Source organism: Trinickia camelliae, from assembly GCF_053525655.1.
The window spans coordinates 147881-165586 of sequence record NZ_JBCHAA010000011.1; the positions used below are offsets into that span (position 1 = coordinate 147881).

Annotated in this window: 14 protein-coding genes and 1 tRNA gene; 2 read left to right on the forward strand and 13 right to left on the reverse strand. The window is 61.9% G+C overall.

The features are described 5' to 3' along the window. Positions 1 to 24: 24 nt before the first annotated feature. On the reverse strand, positions 25 to 906 hold the full coding sequence (locus tag AAHK20_RS19295) for an ABC transporter permease (RefSeq protein ID WP_449183108.1): 882 nt from the start codon (positions 904 to 906) through the stop codon (positions 25 to 27). Continuing rightward, the gene (locus tag AAHK20_RS19300) at positions 903 to 2192 is read right to left on the reverse strand and encodes a quaternary amine ABC transporter ATP-binding protein (RefSeq protein ID WP_449183109.1); all 1290 of its coding nucleotides are present in this window, start codon (positions 2190 to 2192) and stop codon (positions 903 to 905) included. Before AAHK20_RS19300 ends, AAHK20_RS19295 begins: the two co-directional genes overlap by 4 nt. 514 nt (positions 2193 to 2706) lie before the next feature. On the opposite strand from AAHK20_RS19300, the gene AAHK20_RS19305 reads away from it, so the two are divergent. Both AAHK20_RS19305 and AAHK20_RS19310 read left to right on the forward strand, forming a co-directional pair. After that, positions 2707 to 3165, forward strand: coding sequence for an MEKHLA domain-containing protein (locus tag AAHK20_RS19305; protein ID WP_449183110.1), 459 nt, complete (start codon positions 2707 to 2709; stop codon positions 3163 to 3165). A 311-nt stretch (positions 3166 to 3476) separates the two neighbouring features. After that, positions 3477 to 5258, forward strand: coding sequence for a cytochrome c biogenesis protein DipZ (locus AAHK20_RS19310; protein ID WP_449183111.1), 1782 nt, complete (start codon positions 3477 to 3479; stop codon positions 5256 to 5258). Between the two features lie 71 nt (positions 5259 to 5329). Here AAHK20_RS19310 and AAHK20_RS19315 read toward each other — a convergent pair whose 3' ends face one another. The 11 genes from AAHK20_RS19315 to AAHK20_RS19365 all read right to left on the reverse strand — a co-directional run bounded on the left by AAHK20_RS19315 (position 5330) and on the right by AAHK20_RS19365 (position 17583). After that, complete coding sequence (locus AAHK20_RS19315) at positions 5330 to 6049, reverse strand: HAD family hydrolase (protein WP_449183112.1); 720 nt, start codon at positions 6047 to 6049, stop codon at positions 5330 to 5332. Continuing rightward, positions 6040 to 6516 (reverse strand): YbaK/prolyl-tRNA synthetase associated domain-containing protein, encoded by a 477-nt coding sequence (locus AAHK20_RS19320; RefSeq protein WP_449183113.1) that lies wholly within the window; start codon positions 6514 to 6516, stop codon positions 6040 to 6042. Before AAHK20_RS19320 ends, AAHK20_RS19315 begins: the two co-directional genes overlap by 10 nt. Before the next feature lie 141 nt (positions 6517 to 6657). Beyond that, complete coding sequence (locus AAHK20_RS19325; protein ID WP_449183114.1) at positions 6658 to 6858, reverse strand: hypothetical protein; 201 nt, start codon at positions 6856 to 6858, stop codon at positions 6658 to 6660. Further along, entirely contained in the window at positions 6858 to 7208 is a 351-nt protein-coding gene (locus tag AAHK20_RS19330) for a hypothetical protein (protein WP_449183115.1), read from the reverse strand. Before AAHK20_RS19330 ends, AAHK20_RS19325 begins: the two co-directional genes overlap by 1 nt. A 238-nt stretch (positions 7209 to 7446) precedes the next feature. Further along, positions 7447 to 8925: an MFS transporter gene (locus AAHK20_RS19335; RefSeq protein WP_449183199.1), complete on the reverse strand. Its 1479-nt coding sequence runs from the start codon at positions 8923 to 8925 to the stop codon at positions 7447 to 7449. Between the two features lie 166 nt (positions 8926 to 9091). Next, a complete protein-coding gene (locus AAHK20_RS19340; RefSeq protein WP_449183116.1) occupies positions 9092 to 11032 on the reverse strand; it encodes an aconitase family protein in 1941 nt (646 codons plus the stop codon). 65 nt (positions 11033 to 11097) lie between these two features. Continuing rightward, positions 11098 to 12069, reverse strand: a complete 972-nt coding sequence (locus AAHK20_RS19345; protein ID WP_461859103.1) for a LysR family transcriptional regulator — start codon at positions 12067 to 12069, stop codon at positions 11098 to 11100. A gap of 254 nt (positions 12070 to 12323) precedes the next feature. Continuing rightward, positions 12324 to 12399 (reverse strand) — tRNA-Ile (locus AAHK20_RS19350). Positions 12400 to 12573: 174 nt separating this feature from the next. Continuing rightward, positions 12574 to 15015, reverse strand: coding sequence for an RNA polymerase sigma factor RpoD (gene rpoD / locus AAHK20_RS19355; RefSeq protein WP_449183117.1), 2442 nt, complete (start codon positions 15013 to 15015; stop codon positions 12574 to 12576). Positions 15016 to 15093: 78 nt separating this feature from the next. Continuing rightward, a complete protein-coding gene (gene dnaG / locus AAHK20_RS19360) occupies positions 15094 to 16974 on the reverse strand; it encodes a DNA primase (protein ID WP_449183118.1) in 1881 nt (626 codons plus the stop codon). Between the two features lie 162 nt (positions 16975 to 17136). Next, a complete protein-coding gene (locus AAHK20_RS19365; protein WP_449183119.1) occupies positions 17137 to 17583 on the reverse strand; it encodes a GatB/YqeY domain-containing protein in 447 nt (148 codons plus the stop codon). Positions 17584 to 17706 lie beyond the last annotated feature (123 nt).

Here is a 17706-nt window from a genome sequence, read left to right on the forward strand (position 1 = left end):
ACGGCTGTCCCGCGAAGTCGTCAGTCAGGTCCGTGCTGCGGCGCGGGCGCCGGGCTTTGCGGTGCGAGCACCGGGTCTCGCCTTCTTTGCCTTCACACCGAAGCTTTCCGTCAGGCGGTCGAGCACGATGGCAAGCAGCACGACGCCAAGCCCGCCCTCGAAGCCAATCCCGATGTCCAGGCGCTGAATGCCGCTCAGCACATACTCGCCGAGCCCGCCGGCGCCGATCATCGATGCGATCACCACCATCGAAAGCGACATCATGATGGTTTGATTCACGCCGGCCATGATGGACGGCAGCGCGTTCGGCAGCTGGATTTTCCAGAGGAGCTGCGAATCCGTGCTGCCAAACGAGCGCCCTGCCTCCAGCAACTCCTCGCGCACCTGCCGGATGCCCAAAGTCGTGAGGCGCACGACGGGCGGCATGGCGAACACGATGGTCGCAATCACGGCCGGCACCCGGCCCAAGCCGAACAGGATGACGGCTGGAATCAGATAGACAAACGCGGGCATCGTCTGCATGAAATCCAGCAGCGTGCGCAACACCACTTCCACTCGCCTATTCCTTGCGCCCCAAATGCCCATCGGCACGCCGATAACCAGACTAAAGAACGTTGCGGCAACAACGAGTGCGAGAGTGGAGACGGTTTGAGTCCAAAGCCCCATGTAATGGATAGCCAGCAGCGCAACGCCCACGAACGCCGAAAACACGACTCCGCGCCGCCACAACGCAAACGCCATGAGGAGGATAAGCATGGCGATGAACGGAATGGCGCCCAGCCCGTCCTCAAGCAGCTTGACCACTGCCCCTAGCGCGGCGGAGAAAGCATCGAAGCCGCCGCGGAAATGCTGGAAGAGAAAGTTGACGGCGTCTTCCGCCAACTTGCCGATGATCGACGAGTTCATGCTGCTCTCCGTTCCATGACCTGCTTGAGTATCGTCCGGCACGACACGACGCCTGCGAGTTTCCCGGCTGTGTCGGTGACGGGTACGTCGTGCTCCTGGCTCAACGCGATATCAGCAAGCTGATGCAAATCCGCATCCAGCGAAACAGCCTTCATATCGCGGAGCAACGCGTCCCGGACAGGCCGAGCACCCGCCTTGTGAAGCGACGCCGGCGTGACACAACCTTGGTACCTGCCCGCTTCGTCGCATACGTAACCGCATTCGACGCCGCTATCGATCAGCGGATTGAGGTAACGCTCCGAGGACGTGCCGATGTCGCAGGAAATCAGTCCCCGCTCCACGCGGGCCATGAGACTCGAGGCCTTGAGAAACCGCGAAACGTCGACATTGCGGAAGAAGTCGCGTACGTAGTCGTCGGCAGGCGACTGGATCAGCTCGGCAGGCGTGCCGACTTGAATCAGACAGCCATCCTTCATGATGCCGATCCGGCCGCCGATCTTGATGGCTTCTTCGATGTCGTGCGAAATGAAGACGATCGTCCGTTGCTCTTCCTTCTGGAGCCGCAACAGCTCGTTCTGCATTTCAAACCGGATCAGCGGATCGAGTGCCGAGAAGGCTTCATCCATCAGCAGTACAGACGGATTCACCGCGAGCGCGCGTGCGAGCCCCACCCGCTGCTGCATGCCGCCGGACAGTTCGCTGGGCAGCAGCTTTTCGTAAGAACCTAGACCGACTCGCGTCAGCGCGGCGCGCGCGATACCGTACCGCTCTACCTTCTTCAAGCCGGCGACTTCCAATCCGTACGCGATGTTGTCGAGCACCGTGCGGTTCGGCAGAAGCGCGAACGACTGGAACACCATCGCCATCTTCTTGCGGCGGATCTCGCGTAGCTCCAAGGTAGACATGGGCGCGATGTCGCGGCCTTCGAGAATGACCTGGCCGGACGTCGGCTCGATCAACCGATTGAGCAGTCGAACCAGCGTCGATTTGCCGGAACCCGAGAGACCCATGACGACGAAAATCTCACCCGCCTTGACGCTGAGACTGACGTCGTTGACCGCCACCATGTTGCCGGTCTGCTCGAAAATTTCGTTCCGGCCAAGACCTTGCTTGACGAGTTGAGCTGCGCGCTCGGGCTTCGGCCCAAAGATCTTCGACAAGTTTCTGACCGTGAGAATATCGGTCGCGGAAACTGCGATGGGTTTTGCCGCAGCGGAAACATCTTCCGCTTGGATCGCGCCCGGATGGACGACGCCTTCTCGCGCGAATGTCAGGTTTGGGGCCATTCTGTCTTCCCAACTGGCAAGTTCAAGATTAAGTCGAACAAGTCACCATTCATCGCACGATATGCAGAATATTCGTGCGTCGGTTCTCAAGCTCGTCGGTGCTTAATGCATTGATTGCAGAGTAGCAAGCCAAATTGACCCATCCAGCTACATTTTCTGGGCACTTTTCCATACCTTTGGTAATGCAAGGCGCTTGTGTAGCGGGCGTGGAAAAGGGCTGCTAACGATGTGACTTCTGCGCAGCCAGTCTCGGCAAGGTTTTGCGGCCGATGGCAGGCTTCAGGTCGGCTGTAGCGCCCGTTCAGGTCTCATGCAACTTGAACCGCGCCATAGGGAATGTCCCAGGTCCAGTGCGTTTTCCGTACTCGACGGCACTGAGCGGAAGGATGTTTGGTGGATCCGCGCGGCCTTGAAGCACTAGGCTTTCGGCCGCGTGATAGCATCTTTGCCCGCCAGCCGCATTCGCGGCTACCCATGCACGCTACGTCCGAATTGATTCATTGCCGGTTTCTCAATGACATCTCTGGCCACTGATCCCGCCTTCGCCGCCTTGCTCGCCGATAGTTACCAGCGTCTGGTCGGCACCGCATTGGTGCCTGCCCACATCGCAGTCGCCGACACCGCGCGTTGGCTCTATGCCGATGCACCGTTCGTTGTGCTCGCACACAACACGGACGACGATCCGCGCTTCATCTACGCCAACCGGACCGCGCAGCGCTGCTTCGAATATGCGTGGGATGAATTTACCGCGTTGCGTTCCAGGCTTTCAGCCGAACAGCCCAATCGCGACGAGCGAGCACGTCTGCTCGACGAAGTGCGCAGCAAAGGCTATTCGGCAAACTATCGTGGGCAACGGATTGCCAAGTCGGGACGCCGCTTCTGGATCGAAAGCGCGATCGTGTGGAATTTGATTGATCTCGACGGCGTCTACCATGGGCAAGCGGCGACCTTCAGCGAATGGTCGGATCTCTGATGGAGCGCGCAAGCCGTCGCTGACGGAATCATCTCGATCCCCCGCAACGCGGCCTGACGCGTGCCCCGTTGCTCGACCTGTCATGTACGCCTGACGGTCCGCCTTCGTCCCACGGCCATGATCCGCGCCGCCAACTGTTTGTATCGCTGTGTATCTTCCATCGCGACCTATACATCGCAATACGCAATGCCCCCTCCCTGAAATGCGCCGGATACGTGAGCGGACTCTAATCCGGCATGTAGGCACGTGGCATCCACCTCGTGGACCGTGCCCCGTTGGACCAACGGATTCCGAATCAGGGAGCTGACTTCATGTTACTCATTGTCATTGCATTTCTCGGCGGCGTGCTCACCATCCTCAGCCCGTGCATCCTGCCTGTCGTGCCTTTTGTCTTCGCGCGCTCCGACCGGCCGTTCGCGACGAGCCGGCTTCCGATGCTGCTCGGCCTCGCGCTCACCTTCGCGCTCATCACAAGCGTCGGGTTTGCCGGGTTGAGCGGCGCCGCGCAGTTGAGTCACTACGGACGCTGGGTGTCGCTCGGCCTTTTCGCCGTCTTCGGCGCTTCGCTGCTGTTTCCCGAGATTTCGACGCGCCTGTCGCGCCCGTTGTCCGAGATCGGCAACCGGTTCGCGAGTTTTTCGCATATGCACGATACGCGCTTTCAGATCGGCTCCGCGCTGCTGCTCGGCGTGGCGACGGGCCTGTTGTGGGCGCCCTGTGCGGGCCCGATTCTCGGCTTGATTCTCACGGGAGCGGCGCTGCATGGCGCGACTTGGCAAACGGCGGCGGCGCTGACGGCGTACGCGCTCGGCGCGGCCAGTTCGCTTGCCGTCGTCTGCGGGCTCGGCAAGCAGGCGCTGGACGCGCTCAAGCGCTCACTGGGTTTCGGCGAGCGCGTGCGCCGCGTCATGGGCGCGCTGGTGCTGTTGAGCGTCACGGCGATCGCGTTCGGCTTCGACACGCGTGCACTTGCACACGTGCCTTCGACCTCGACCACGGGCGTGGAAAGCCGTTTGGTCGGCTTGCTCGCCGCAGGTCACACCTCTAACGCTTCTAGCGCCGATGGCGCTGGTAACGCGAACACGGCACACATCCAGCGCGTTGGCTTTCAGGCGCCTTCGGCGCTTCCCGTCGAAGGACAACTGCCATCTCTCGACGGCGCGCAAAACTGGCTCAACTCGCCGCCGCTTACGCGCGAGGCGTTGCGCGGCAAAGTCGTGGTCGTCAATTTCTGGACCTATTCGTGCATCAATAGCCTGCGCGCGCTGCCGTATCTGAAAACATGGGCGGATCGCTATCGCAACGACGGCCTCGTCGTGATCGGCGTGAACACACCCGAATTCGGATTCGAGCACGACCCGTCGAACGTGAAGCGTGCCCTTACGGATCTCGGCATTCGATACCCTGTCGCCATCGACAACGACTATGCGATCTGGCAGGCGTTCGGCAACGAGTATTGGCCAGCCTTCTATATCGTCGATGCACAAGGACGTATCCGTTACCACCATTTTGGCGAAGGCGACTATGACGGAGCCGAAAAAGCCATCCGACAGTTGCTCGCCGAATCGGGGAAGACAACGCAGGCCCGCGAGCTGCCGCCGATCTCCGGATCTGGCGCGCAGGCTGCCGCGGATGAAGCGGATTTAGGCTCGGGCGAAACGTATGTGGGCTACAAGCAGGCAACAGGTTTTGCCTCGCCGGAAGACGTCCGCCCCGATGCCGTCGCTGCATATAGCGTTCCGTCGAAGTTGCGGCTCAACCGCTGGGCGCTGGGCGGACAATGGGCTGTCGGCGGCGAAGCTGCCGTGCTGAACGAAGCCAACGGACGCATTGCCTACCGCTTCCATGCGCGCGATTTGCATTTCGTGCTCGCCCCGAACGCGAATGGGAAGCCCGTGCGCTTTCGCATCACGATCGACGGCGCGCCTCCCGGCGACTCGCACGGCGCCGATGTCGCCGCGGACGGCACCGGCACGGTCACCGCCGCCCGCCTGTATCAGCTCGTGCGCCAGACCGGCACCGTGAGCGACCGGACCTTCACCATCGAATTCCTCGATCCGGGCGTGCGGGCCTACTCCTTTACGTTCGGCTAGAAGCCGACCGCAATGCTTCACGCAAAGGCCGCTGCACTATCGCTGGTGCAGCGGCCTTTGCCATTCAACGATCACAACGAGCCAGGTCCGCCGAGGGCTTGGCAAAGCATCGACAAATCGCTGATGGTGAGATGAGGCTCGCGCGTATTGTTCTCTACCGGCGCGATCTCGAGCCGACTCCGGCGAACGAGCCATGCTGCCTGAAAGCCTGCATCCAACGCGCCTAGAACATCGAAGTGGAAATCGTCGCCGACATGGAGCATTTCCGCTGGCGCGACATTCACGGCTCGCGCCGCTGCGTGGAATATTTCGGCTTCAGGCTTCGCAACGCCCACTGAAGCGGCGCTCAACGTCTCGCGGAAAAACTCCCCGCCACCGGTCAGACGAAGGTCTGCATTGCCGTTGGTCACGGCGACGAGTGGAAACCTGGCACTAAGCCATTGCAACGCTGGCATCACGTCTTCAAAGAACTCGACCTGGTGCCGAGCGGAATAGAAAACGTCATAGGCCGGGTTAGCCAGCGTGACGTCTTCCTTTGCCAGCGCTAACGCAAGACTGATTGAACCGATTCGCAACGCACGAAAGTCGCCGGCCAGGTCGGGACGTGAGCGCTCGTACTCATTCCGGAACTGCGCGAGCGCTTGCGGTGCGGTCAAAACACTCGCAGTCTCGGGAGCGTGTTCGAGGAGCCACGCATGCAGCGCCGCCTCGGCCCGTTCGACCACAAACTCGAACGACCACAGCGTGTCGTCCAGATCGAAGGAAATTCCGGATACCTTGCCTAAACGCATAGTGGTTCGAGCAGGGGTTGTGCGATTCGCACGTAGTCAGCCGAGTCAAGGACGATCGACTTATCCAGACGCCCAGCGTTGAAGGCGATTTCGTCGAAGCTCTCTACGAGTCCCGGATCGACAACAAGCTTGATAGCCGGAGAAAACGTAAAGGGCGGGATGGCGCCGATGACGCATCCGGTTTCGCGTTCCGCTTCCTCGGCCGACGCCAGTGTGGCCTTCTTAATCTGGCCTGCAGCAGCGACTTTTTTGAAGTCCAGCTTCTTGTCTCCCGGGAGGATGGCGAGAATCAACGTCTGACTATCGTCCTTGCTCTTGCAGAGCATTGCCTTCGCGCCCTGCCCCGGTGCGGTTCCGCGGATTGCGGCAACCAGATCCGAGCGTCCCTCGGAGGGGTGTTCGATAATTCGATATTTGGCACCCTCTTGTTCGAGAAGGGTTACCAGCGTGTCATAAACAGTTGACATGGTGTCCAGGCAGCCTCGCTTCCAAGGTCGTCGTTATCTCACCCAGCGCGTTCGACACACATCTCGTCGTGCCGCCGCCCTGTCTAGTTCGAACGCTCGATTGTAGAGGTGTTCTCGTCCCCGAGCCGACCCATCGCTTGTTCAACCGTGATTGTCTACCCAGGCCCGACACCAGTTCAGGCCGACGAGCTCCGCATCCAGCTCAGTTTCGAAACTGCCCAACACGCCCGACGTTTCTATGAGTTTGTTGTCGCGCGTGACAGTGCCGCCGGCGGCATACCCCGTGCCCTGACGGATGGCGTGCCCCCAAATCGAGTAGCCGTTGTAGAGCTCCGCTTCCATTAACGGGTCACCTGGGGCTGAGCACCTTGCGCACCGACGCGCAGCACATTGCCTTCCGGCGTCAGCAAGGGTGGGAGGTCCCTGGCTTGCGGGGACGCGTTCCAAGTCAGCGTGCGTACAGCGTGAGCGTGTTTAGCCGGCTTCTGTGTGCTCGCCGCAACATGATTCGGCTTCACCTTCGCCGTGCGGACGGTCGCTGACACACGATGTGGTTTTGGCTTTACCGCGGCGTGGCTGCCGGCATGGGGCGCTTGCCGGGCCTCAGGCGGGTTCCACACTTCCACGTAGTGTTCGCCTGCGTTGGCAATGGAACAGCCGGCCAGCAGCATCACGCCCAGAACTCGCAACATCTTGTCTCCCCACCTTTAAGCCAAATTCGACAACCTGACAGCACCGGATGAATAGAATACTGTATAAATATACAGATGTCATGCAATCCCTGCCACCGTCTGTTCTGTTCGCTCGGAAAGGCCAGCTCGACGTGCGTTCGGCGACCTCAAGAAGTATCGGAGCAACAAAAAAGCCGACCCCAAAGGTCGGCTTTTGCATGATGGTCTGACTCGCAGCAGCTTACGGACGGACGCGCCGCTATTGCGAAATTTCTTCGAGCGCGACATCACGCGTTCTTGGGCCCAACGTGCCGATTGCAATCATGACGATCGCCATCGCCGACGCAATGAAAGCAAAGACGCCTGTCACACCGAAGTCCCTTAGCACGCCCGCGATGATGAAAGCCGTGAAAATCGCCGAGAAGCGGCTCCATGAATACACGAATCCGACCGCGCGAGCACGTATGCTCGTGGGGAACAGCTCGGTCTGGTACGCGTGGTAGCTATACGAAATGATGTTGCCCGCGAGCGTCAGGCAAACGCCGAGCGACACCAGCAGAACGGTGCTCGCCGCCTGGCTGAACCACAGTCCGCAAGCGACATTGACGCCGGCCATCGCAACGATCACTGTCTTACGTTCGAACCGATCGCCGATATACAGGCCGATCACCGGCCCGAGCGGCGCTGCAATGGCGATGATGCTCGAGTACATCAGGCTGGTCGTGACCGTGATGCCCTGCTTGATGAGGAGTGTCGGCACCCAGTTCGCGAAGCCGAAGTAGCCGATGGTCTGAAACACGTTGAAAACGATCAACATGATCGTGCGTCGCCGATACGGCGGCTTCCACATATCGGCAAAGCGCCCATGCGCCGGCACCGGTTGCGCCATGGCGGGCAACGGCAGCGGCTTGCCGCTCTCGGCCTCGACCGCCAGCTCGAGCTTCGTCATCACGCGATCGGCCTCTTCGAGGCGCCCCTTTTGCGCGAGCCAGCGCGGGCTCTCCGGCAAATGCCGGCGTATCCACCAGACGAACACCGCGCCGTGTGCGCCGATCAGCACCACCCAGCGCCAGCCGTCGATGCCGAACGGCGCTCGCGGTACCAGCCACCAGGAAAGGAAAGCGACCATCGGCACGGCGGTGAACCCAACGGCCTGTTCACAGGCGAACGCGCGGCCGCGAATGTGCTTGGGCACCAACTCGGAAATGTAGGTGCCGATCGTCACGAGCTCGACACCGATGCCGACACCCGCGATGAAGCGCCATGTGTTGAGCCCGGCCGCCGAATGCTGGAACGCCATGACGACGTTTGCCGCGACGTACCACAGCAGCGACCAGGTGAAGATCGCCCGCCGGCCGAACCGATCCGCGAGGAAGCCGCATGCGATCGTGCCGACGAACAGACCCGCGAAAAGCGCCGCGATGAAGCTCGCGATTCCTGTCGTGCCGAAGAGGCCGTGTGTCGTCGGGGTCAGCAGGCCGCTCCTGACGAGACCGGGCGCGACGTAGCCCGTGTAAAGCAGATCGTAGAGTTCGAAGAAGAATCCGAGGCTGAGCAGCACCACCTGCTTCCATATCGTGCGCGTCGCGGGAAGCCTGTCGAGCCGCGCCGAGATGCTGCCGGCGGTCAACGTATCCGGTGCCGCGCTCTGCGGAACGCAACCCGCCGAGCCATTCACGTTGAGCGGATCGGCCGCATGCGCTGAAGCAGCGCGTGCGACGACGTCAGGCGATGCGATCGCCTTGTCGGACGGTGTCATCAATTGTCTCCTTTGTCGGCCGGAGTTAGTGCTTCAGCACTTACTCCGGCCCCATGCAAAGCTGAGAGGCCAGTCTTCTGCCGGCCTTCATCTGATTGGGTGTTTATGCTGCCGGATGCGGGCAATCACCGTCATGCAGACACGTTCATCGGGCGTCGCGCTGGAGCGCTTCGAACGTCGTGATGCGGCCAGCCAGTGCGCTCGCGGCCACGGTGTAGGGACTGGCGAGCCAGACGTTGCCCGGCCCGGAACGCCTCGGGAAGTTGCGGTTGATTGCGCTGATCGTCACGTCGTCGGCCGTGGTCGACTGGCCCGGGCCGCAGTTCGCGCAGGAGCCGCAGCCAGGCATCACCAGGGTCACGCCGGCTTGCTCGAAAGTCGGCAGATAGCCGCGTTCCTCGCAGTAGTCGCGCACGGCAAGCGTGCCGAACTGAAGGAACAGCTTGGTATGCGGGGAAACGCGCCGCCCGTGGTCGAGCCCCCAGCGCAGCACTTCGTGATAGAAGTCGAAGTCCGCGCGCTTTCCGGCCGTGCATGAACCGCCGTAAGCGAGGTTGACCTGGACGTCATGCTCCACCGCGCCGGCCGCCACGCCGTTTCCAGGATCGCCCGGACGCGCGAGCATGGGCTCGATCTCATTCGCGTCGATCTGAATGACGTCGTGATAGACGGCGCCCGGGTCGCTTTTCATCCACGGCTCGACGATGAAATCAATGCCGCGCCGCTCCTTGAGGAACGCGACTGTCGTCTCATCCGGCTCGACGATGCCGGTGAAGCCGCCAAGCTCCGCGACCATGTTGGTGAGCGTCGCGCGTTCGTCAATCGACAGCTCGCGCACGGCCGCACCGCCATATTCGAACACGAGGCCGATCGCGCCGCCGGACCGGATCCGCTCCATCCGCAGCAAATGCAGCACGAGATCCTTGGCGGTGACGCCCGCGCGCAGCCTGCCGCTCACTTCGACGCGCAGCGTGTGCGGCACCTTGCAGCGCACGTAGCCCGTCACCCAGCTGTTGGCTATTTCGGTGGCGCCCGCGCCGAACGCGAGGCAACCGAGCGCGCCCGAATGAGGCGTGTGCGAGTCGGTCCCTGCGACGACCTGGCCGGGCAGTGCGTACTTCTCCGCCATCAGCGCGTGACAGATGCCCTCGGAGCCGGGTTCGCCATTCAGTTCGCCGTGCGCGCGCACCGCGTATTCGCGCGCGAAGGTCGTGTGCCCCTGTGTCAGGTTGGCCACGCCGGGCAGCAGCCCGTCACGCACGTGAGGAACGCTTTGCGCGGCCAGCACCAAATGGTCCTGGAACGCGACGATGTGATCGGGGGCGACAAGCGGAGCCGGATTGCCGAACGCGCGGTGCATCAGGTGCGCGCACATGCCGGTGAAGTAGTCGTGGCTGAACCGCCAGTCGGCTGCGATGAACACGCCGTCGCCGCGCGCCGCCGCGCCGGCGCCCGGATGCAGGTGTCGCGCGATGATCTTCTCTACCAGCGTGCAGGGCGAGGCCGTGTGATCGCCACGCGCCTCGCCCGGAGCGGGCCAGTCCGCGAACTTACTGTAGGCGAGCAGGCCGCCACTGCGGATAATGCGCTGCGTCAGCGCATCGCGGCCCTCGAGAAACGCTTCGATCGGCACCGCCTCGCCGGCGAGAAGACGGTCGAGCACGGTGAAATCGGTGGTCGTTAGGATGCCGATGTTGTCGCAGTTCTGCTGATAGATGCGCTCGAAGCTCTCGGCGACGATCAGCTTGATGCCGGCGGAGAGCTCCGCGAGCGGGCTCGATTCACGCGACGAACCCTTTCCATAGCGCTTGCCAGCCACCGTAACCTGAAAGCCGCCGTTGCGGATCGCGTCGCGGCCGATCGGCATCCGCTCGCCGGCTTTGAAGCCGACATACGGAAACTGCCCCAGACGTTCGTCGTAGGTCAGCATCACCGTCACGGGAGTGATTTCGTCTGTCGATACGTTGTCCCTCAGCGGTGCGGCGTCGGCCAGCGAGACCGGGTGGCCGGCCAGTTGCGCGTCGATGCAGCCGGGGTCCTGCGAGAGATACAGCACGCGGCCCGTCAGTTGAAACGAATCTTCCATGGCGTCTCCTCCTGGTCGCGAATATAGCGGCCGTGCCGCGTGCCCCGAAGTGACGTCTTGGCAAGTCAGCCGTCTCGATTCGGCACGAGGAAGTTCACCAGCGCCGCCGCGCTCGCACTGAGCTCCTCGCGCGCGCGGAACACGACGACGAGCCTGCGCGCCGCCCAGGGCTCTGCGAGCGGCAGCAGATTCACCTCGAGCGCATTCACATACAGCTGTCCCACCTGCTCCGGGACCACCGCGATGCCAAGCCCGACATGCACCATCCGACACAGTGCGTCGAGGCTGCCGACGCGGATCCTCACGTCGAGGGCGTGGCCGGTCTTCGTGGCCTCGGCAGCGAGCATCTTCGAGAGGGTGCTTTCGCCGCGCAAGCCGACGAAGCTCTCGGACAAGAGGTCGGCAAACCGAACCTGTGCAGCGGCCGCCAACCGGTGTCCGCGCGGAACGATCACCGACAGCCGGTCGTTCCGGTACGGGAGGGACTCGAATGCCTCGATGCCCGCAATGGCATTGCAGATGCCGAAATCCGCCCGGCGCTCGTCGATCGCGCTCAGGACGTCCGCGCTGTGCTGTTCTTCGAGATCGATCTGAACGGCAGGGAAGAGCCGCTGGAAGGCGGCGACATCCTCAGGCAGGAATTGCACGATGGAGGACAGGTTCGCGACCACTCGAACGCTGCCCTTCGCGCCGGAGAAGAATTGCGACAGGTCGGCGCCGAGCGCCTCGACGTTCGCGATGATGGCCTGCGCATGCCTCAGGACCGTTTCGCCGACCACGGTGATCGCGATCCCGCGCGACTGTCGCTGGATCACCGGCAGGCCGATCACGGCCTCGATTTCAGCGATTCGCCGGCTGACCGCCGATGGCGCAATGAATTCGCGCTCCGCTGCGCGCGCGATGTTCTTCTCCTGGCAGACGGCCACGAACAGGCGCAGCGATGTCAGGTCGAGCTTTCTCAGCAGGTTTTCCATGGGAAATGTCCGCGGGCTGGACAGGAAATTATGCAACATCGTCCGCTCGGACACTGCCGACATTGCGGCATCGGATGTTTGTGCTTGACGCGCGCTACGACCTGAATACCGACACTGCGTCTTTCAGACTTTGCGCTTGTTCTAGTTTATGTTTTATTCCGAGAAGTATCTTTCATGGTGCAGGGGAAAATAATCTGCATTCCATACGAAAGTTACCGTCACATCTGAGCGAAAGTATCTCGATGGCCGGAAATGCTTGCGCAATAAGGATTTGGGAGATCCAGGCGGACCGCCTTGGAACTTGGCGGAACAAGAGATGGTGGGCCCGGTGGGTTTCGAACCCACGACCAATCGATTATGAGTCGACTGCTCTAACCCCTGAGCTACAGGCCCTGCAATGAAACTTCACTGCTCTGCACAAAAAAAGACCCGGTGTATTAGGCCGGGTCCGGCACTACGATTGACGGCGTGATTCGATCATTGGCACGATCAAATCGCAATTCGACGCGAAGCTTAGCCTAAAACCGCTTAGCAGTACATCGAATCGCGCATTTCACGCCATCTCGATCAATTGCCTTCGAGGAACGACTTGAGCTTGTCCGAGCGGCTCGGGTGACGCAGCTTGCGCAGCGCCTTCGCTTCGATCTGGCGAATCCGCTCACGCGTCACGTCGAACTGCTTGCCCACTTCCTCGAGCGTGTGATCGGTGCTCATCTCGATGCCGAAGCGCATGCGCAGCACCTTCGCTTCACGCGGCGTCAGCGAATCGAGCACGTCCTTCACGACATCGCGCATGCTCGCGTGCAAAGCGGCATCCGACGGCGCAACCGTGTTCGTATCCTCGATGAAGTCGCCCAGATGGGAATCGTCGTCGTCGCCGATCGGCGTTTCCATCGAGATCGGCTCCTTCGCGATCTTCATGATCTTGCGGATCTTGTCTTCCGGCATCTCCATCTTCTCGGCCAGCGTTGCCGGATCCGGCTCGAGACCGGTTTCCTGCAGAATCTGACGCGAGATGCGGTTCATCTTGTTGATCGTTTCGATCATGTGAACCGGAATCCGGATCGTGCGCGCCTGGTCCGCGATCGAACGCGTGATGGCCTGACGGATCCACCACGTGGCGTACGTCGAGAACTTGTAGCCGCGGCGATATTCGAACTTGTCCACCGCCTTCATCAGACCGATGTTGCCTTCCTGGATCAGATCGAGGAACTGCAGGCCACGGTTCGTGTACTTCTTCGCGATCGAGATCACGAGACGCAGGTTCGCCTCGGTCATTTCGCGCTTCGCCTGACGCGCCTTCAGTTCGCCGGCGGCCATCTGGCGATTGGTTTCCTTCAGGTCCTTGAGTGGCAGCACGACACGCGCTTGCAGATCGAGCAGGCGCTGCTGCTGTTCGCGGATCGCCGGGATGTTGCGCGACAGGATCGCGCTGTACGAATGGTTCTCGCCGACGATCTTTTCCGACCACTCGAGATCCGTTTCGTTGCCCGGGAAGCGCGCGATGAACTCCGCACGCGGCATGCCGCACTTGTCGACCACCGTATGCAGGATCTGGCGCTCGACCTGACGCACTTCGTCCACTTGCGCGCGCAGCGTATCGCACAGGCGCTCGACGGTACGCGCGGTGAAGCGGATCGACATCAGCTCTTCCTGAATCGTCTCTTGCGCCTTCAGGTAAGCCTTCGACTTGTAGCCTTCCTTCTCGAACGCGCGGCGCATCTTGTCGAACCATTCGCTGATGAGCGCGAACTTCTCGAGCGACGTGCGCTTCAAGGCTTCGAGTTGAGCGGCGTTGGCCGTCGCTTGCGCGGTGCCGTCGTCCTCTTCCTCTTCTTCCTCTTCTTCCTCTTCGGCTTCCTCTTCTTCGTTCTCGATCGCTTCGGCTTCCTGCGCCGAGAAGCCGTCGGTATCTTCGGCATTCGGATCGATCAGGCCGTCAACGAGTTCGTCGACGCGGATTTCCTCGTTCGCGACGCGCTCGGCCATCGCGAGGATGTCGGCGATCGTCGTCGGGCACGCGGAGATGGCCATCACCATGTGCTTGAGGCCGTCTTCGATACGCTTCGCGATTTCGATTTCGCCTTCGCGCGTGAGCAGCTCGACCGTGCCCATTTCACGCATGTACATGCGGACGGGGTCGGTCGTGCGGCCGAATTCGGAATCGACCGTCGACAGCGCGACTTCGGCTTCTTCTTCGACTTCATCGTCCGACGACGCGGCGGGCGCGTTGTCGTTCAGGAGCAGCGTCTCGGCATCGGGGGCCTGTTCGTAGACCGCCACGCCCATGTCGTTGAACGTGCTGATGATGCCTTCGATCGCTTCGGTTTCCGCGAAGTTATCGGGGAGGTGGTCGTTGATTTCCGCGTACGTGAGGAACCCGCGCTCCTTGCCGAGCTTGATGAGCGCGCGCAGCTTCGAGCGGCGCTCTTCGAGTTCCTCGGCCGTGCCCGGCTGCGTCGACGCAAAAGCGTCCTTCAGGAGCGCCTTTTCCTTCGCGCGACGATCGCGTGCCTTGGCCTTTTCGACCTTGCCCGGAGCGGCTTGCGGCTCTTCGCTCTGGGTTGCGTCGTCATCGACGGATACTTCGTTCAGCTTTTTCGTCATGGAGTTCGCCGTACCGGCTATAGTCTCGACTCGCGGCTGCTGGACTTCAGCCGTTTGAACCGTGGATACTGGAGTGTCGCTGGCTGCCGAATCGTCCGGCATGGCAACCGCGCCCCTTACGCTTTTCAAACTCGCCCGCTTCGCGGAGGGTTTCACCTCCGGCTTCGGGGCCGTCCTCGTTGCTTTGGCGGCCTTGGCCACCGTTGCAGGAGCCGCTCGTGCTGCCGGCGCGGTCGAGGACTTTTTCGTCGCAGGGCTCGCTACGCTGGCAACAGGCGATCTCCTGGCGGAAGAAGTTGCGGACCTGGCCTTTGTGACCTTATTGGTCGGCTCCATTGAGCCCTGTGTGCCTTTGTCCGCCGCTTTTTTTCCACCCGCAGTTACGCCTGTCGTCTTTGCCATCGCGAATCTCGCCTTTGCTTAGAAAACAAACCGCTGAAAACCTTTTATTATAGCACGTCGGTTCCAGCCCTTCCCGAGTCACAACCCGAGCTGACGTTTCATGTCAGCCCGCCTCTGGTTCAAATCTGCAAACTCCGCAATCTCTTCGGGGGTGAACTTCGACTGCCGAGACAAGCGCTCGAGCCGCTCGCAGCAGGCGTCGTAGCGCATCTTCAGAATCGCCGCCTGAAACTCTTCCCCCGCGATACGCTCACGCTCGCGGTGCTGTTCGATGACGGTCTCGTCTTCCGGGTTCTGCAGCAACAGGTCTCGTACATTTTCATCATAGACCAGAATTTCCCGAAAAATTTCTTCGAAAGTGGGCGCATTCGCCGACTCTCGAAGGAGATCCGACAACAGCCGGAACTCCGCCGCATCGCCCAGTGCGCGGGCGTGCACGATCACTTCCTCAAACAATTCGGCATTGCGGGCGCTCGTCAAGAGCGCTTGTTCGCTTTCCTCATCGAGCCCGGCAACGATCCGCGGATGCATCACCAGATTGCGCAATGCACGCTCCTCGCTGCCGGTCACGCGGCGCCGCTCGCTCTTGGCGGGCGCCTTGCGTGCGGGCGCGGCGATCCGCGTATCGACCTCGCACAACGCCGCCACCTCCTCGAACGGAATATCGAGGCGATCCGCGAACATGTGCATGATCTGCGCACGCAGCGCGTTCGGCGGGAGCGCCTGCAAAAGCGGCTTCGCATCGAACAGCGCTTTCGCGCGGCCTTCGGGCGTATCGAGCTCCTTGCCGACCAGCACCTCGTTCAACATGAACTGCGACAGCGGCATCGCGTGCTCGACCTGCTCCGAAAACGCGTCGGAACCGAACTCGCGCACGTAGCTGTCCGGATCATGCTCGGACGGCAGGAACAGGAACCGGATCGTGCGGTTGTCCCCTGCGTGCGGCAGGCAGGCATCCATCGCGCGACGCGCGGCGCGCCGGCCCGCGGCGTCGCCGTCGAAGCTGAAAATGACCGTATCCGTCTGGCGCAGCAATTTCTGCACATGAATCGGCGTGCAAGCTGTGCCGAGCGTCGCCACCGCGTTCGGAAACCCGAGCTGCGCGAGCGCCACGACGTCCATGTAGCCTTCGACCACCAGCACGTAATGCGACTCGCGAATCGCGAGACGCGCTTCGAAAAGCCCGTACAGCTCGCTGCCTTTGTTAAATAGCGGCGTTTCCGGCGAATTCAAATACTTCGGCTCGCCGCCGTCGAGCACTCGCCCGCCGAAGCCGATCACCTGCCCCTTCACATTGCGGATCGGGAACATGATCCGCTCGCGGAACCGGTCGTAGCGGCGCGCGACGCCCTGCGCGTCGGTCTTCTCGCTGACGATCACGAGACCCGATTCGACGAGCGAATCGTCCCGATAGTCGGGAAACACGGCTTCGAGGTTCTGCCAGCCATCGGGCGCATAGCCAAGCCCGAAGCGCGCGGCGATCTCACCCGTGAGGCCGCGTTTTTTCAGGTACTGGATCGCATTCGGCGCGCCGCGCAGCTGCTTGCGGTAGTAGTCGCAAGCCTGCTGCATCACGTCCGAGAGCGCGGTCGTCACGGCTTTCGACACCGCTGGAGCAAAGCCTTCACCGCCCCCGCCGAACTTTCCTCCGCCGCGCACCGGCGACGGCTCTTGCGGCACCGTCAGCCCCACCGATTGCGCCAGCTCGTTCACCGCTTCGGGAAACGAGAGCCCGGCGTGTTCCATCAGGAAGCCGATCGCGGTGCCGTGCGCGCCGCAGCCGAAGCAGTGATAAAACTGCTTAGTCGGGCTAACCGTGAACGACGGGCTCTTCTCGTTGTGAAACGGGCAGAGCCCCATGAAATTCGCGCCACCCTTCTTCAGCTGCACGTACCGGCCGACCACGTCGACGATATCGACGCGGTTCAACAGGTCCTGAAGGAATGAATGCGGAATCACGGTTGGCTGGCGAACTTAGAACGGACAGGCTTCGCGACCTCATCGGCAAGCAGGTCGCTGGGGCACGCCGCGAGGCATGCCGCACAACCTGCCGAGGGAACGGAGCGATTCAACGTGTAACTAACGCGTGACGAATGCTCGACCAATGCGTGAGCGCGCGAATTACTTCGCGAGCGCCGCTTTGACGAGCGCGGACACCGCCGTCATATCGGCACGGCCGGCGAGCTTGCCCTTGAGCACGCCCATCACCTTGCCCATGTCCTGCGGACCGGCGGCGCCCGTCTGAGCGACTGCCGCCTGGACTTCCGCTGCGATTTCGGCATCGGAGAGCTGCTCCGGCATGTACGCAGCCAGCACCGCGAGCTCCGCGCTTTCCTGAGCGACGAGATCGGCCCGGCCCGCTGCTTCGAACTGGGCGATCGAATCCTTGCGTTGCTTGATCATCTTGTCGACGACGGCGGTGACGGCCGCGTCGTCGAGCGTGATCTGCTCATCGACTTCGCGTTGCTTGATCGCTGCGAGCAGCAGCCGGACCGTGCCGAGACGCCCGGTCTCGCGCGCCCGCATGGCTGCTTTCATATCGTCGTTGATGCGATCCTTCAGACTCATCTTTCACCTGGATGCGTTGGAGTGGTTAAGGCCCCGGCGGCCTGGCAGGCATGAACACAAAAACCCGCTTGGGACGTTTCCTCAAGCGGGTTTGCGCGGCATGCGACATGATCAAGGCATGGC

Coding starts and splice junctions, on each gene's coding strand:
- AAHK20_RS19295 (WP_449183108.1), bottom strand. CDS start 906: ATGAACTCGTCGATCATCGGCAAGTTGGCGGAAGACGCCGTCAACTTT.
- AAHK20_RS19300 (WP_449183109.1), bottom strand. CDS start 2,192: ATGGCCCCAAACCTGACATTCGCGCGAGAAGGCGTCGTCCATCCGGGC.
- AAHK20_RS19305 (WP_449183110.1), top strand. CDS start 2,707: ATGACATCTCTGGCCACTGATCCCGCCTTCGCCGCCTTGCTCGCCGAT.
- AAHK20_RS19310 (WP_449183111.1), top strand. CDS start 3,477: ATGTTACTCATTGTCATTGCATTTCTCGGCGGCGTGCTCACCATCCTC.
- AAHK20_RS19315 (WP_449183112.1), bottom strand. CDS start 6,049: ATGCGTTTAGGCAAGGTATCCGGAATTTCCTTCGATCTGGACGACACG.
- AAHK20_RS19320 (WP_449183113.1), bottom strand. CDS start 6,516: ATGTCAACTGTTTATGACACGCTGGTAACCCTTCTCGAACAAGAGGGT.
- AAHK20_RS19325 (WP_449183114.1), bottom strand. CDS start 6,858: ATGGAAGCGGAGCTCTACAACGGCTACTCGATTTGGGGGCACGCCATC.
- AAHK20_RS19330 (WP_449183115.1), bottom strand. CDS start 7,208: ATGTTGCGAGTTCTGGGCGTGATGCTGCTGGCCGGCTGTTCCATTGCC.
- AAHK20_RS19340 (WP_449183116.1), bottom strand. CDS start 11,032: ATGGAAGATTCGTTTCAACTGACGGGCCGCGTGCTGTATCTCTCGCAG.
- AAHK20_RS19345 (WP_461859103.1), bottom strand. CDS start 12,069: ATGTCGGCAGTGTCCGAGCGGACGATGTTGCATAATTTCCTGTCCAGC.
- rpoD (WP_449183117.1), bottom strand. CDS start 15,015: ATGGCAAAGACGACAGGCGTAACTGCGGGTGGAAAAAAAGCGGCGGAC.
- AAHK20_RS19365 (WP_449183119.1), bottom strand. CDS start 17,583: ATGAGTCTGAAGGATCGCATCAACGACGATATGAAAGCAGCCATGCGG.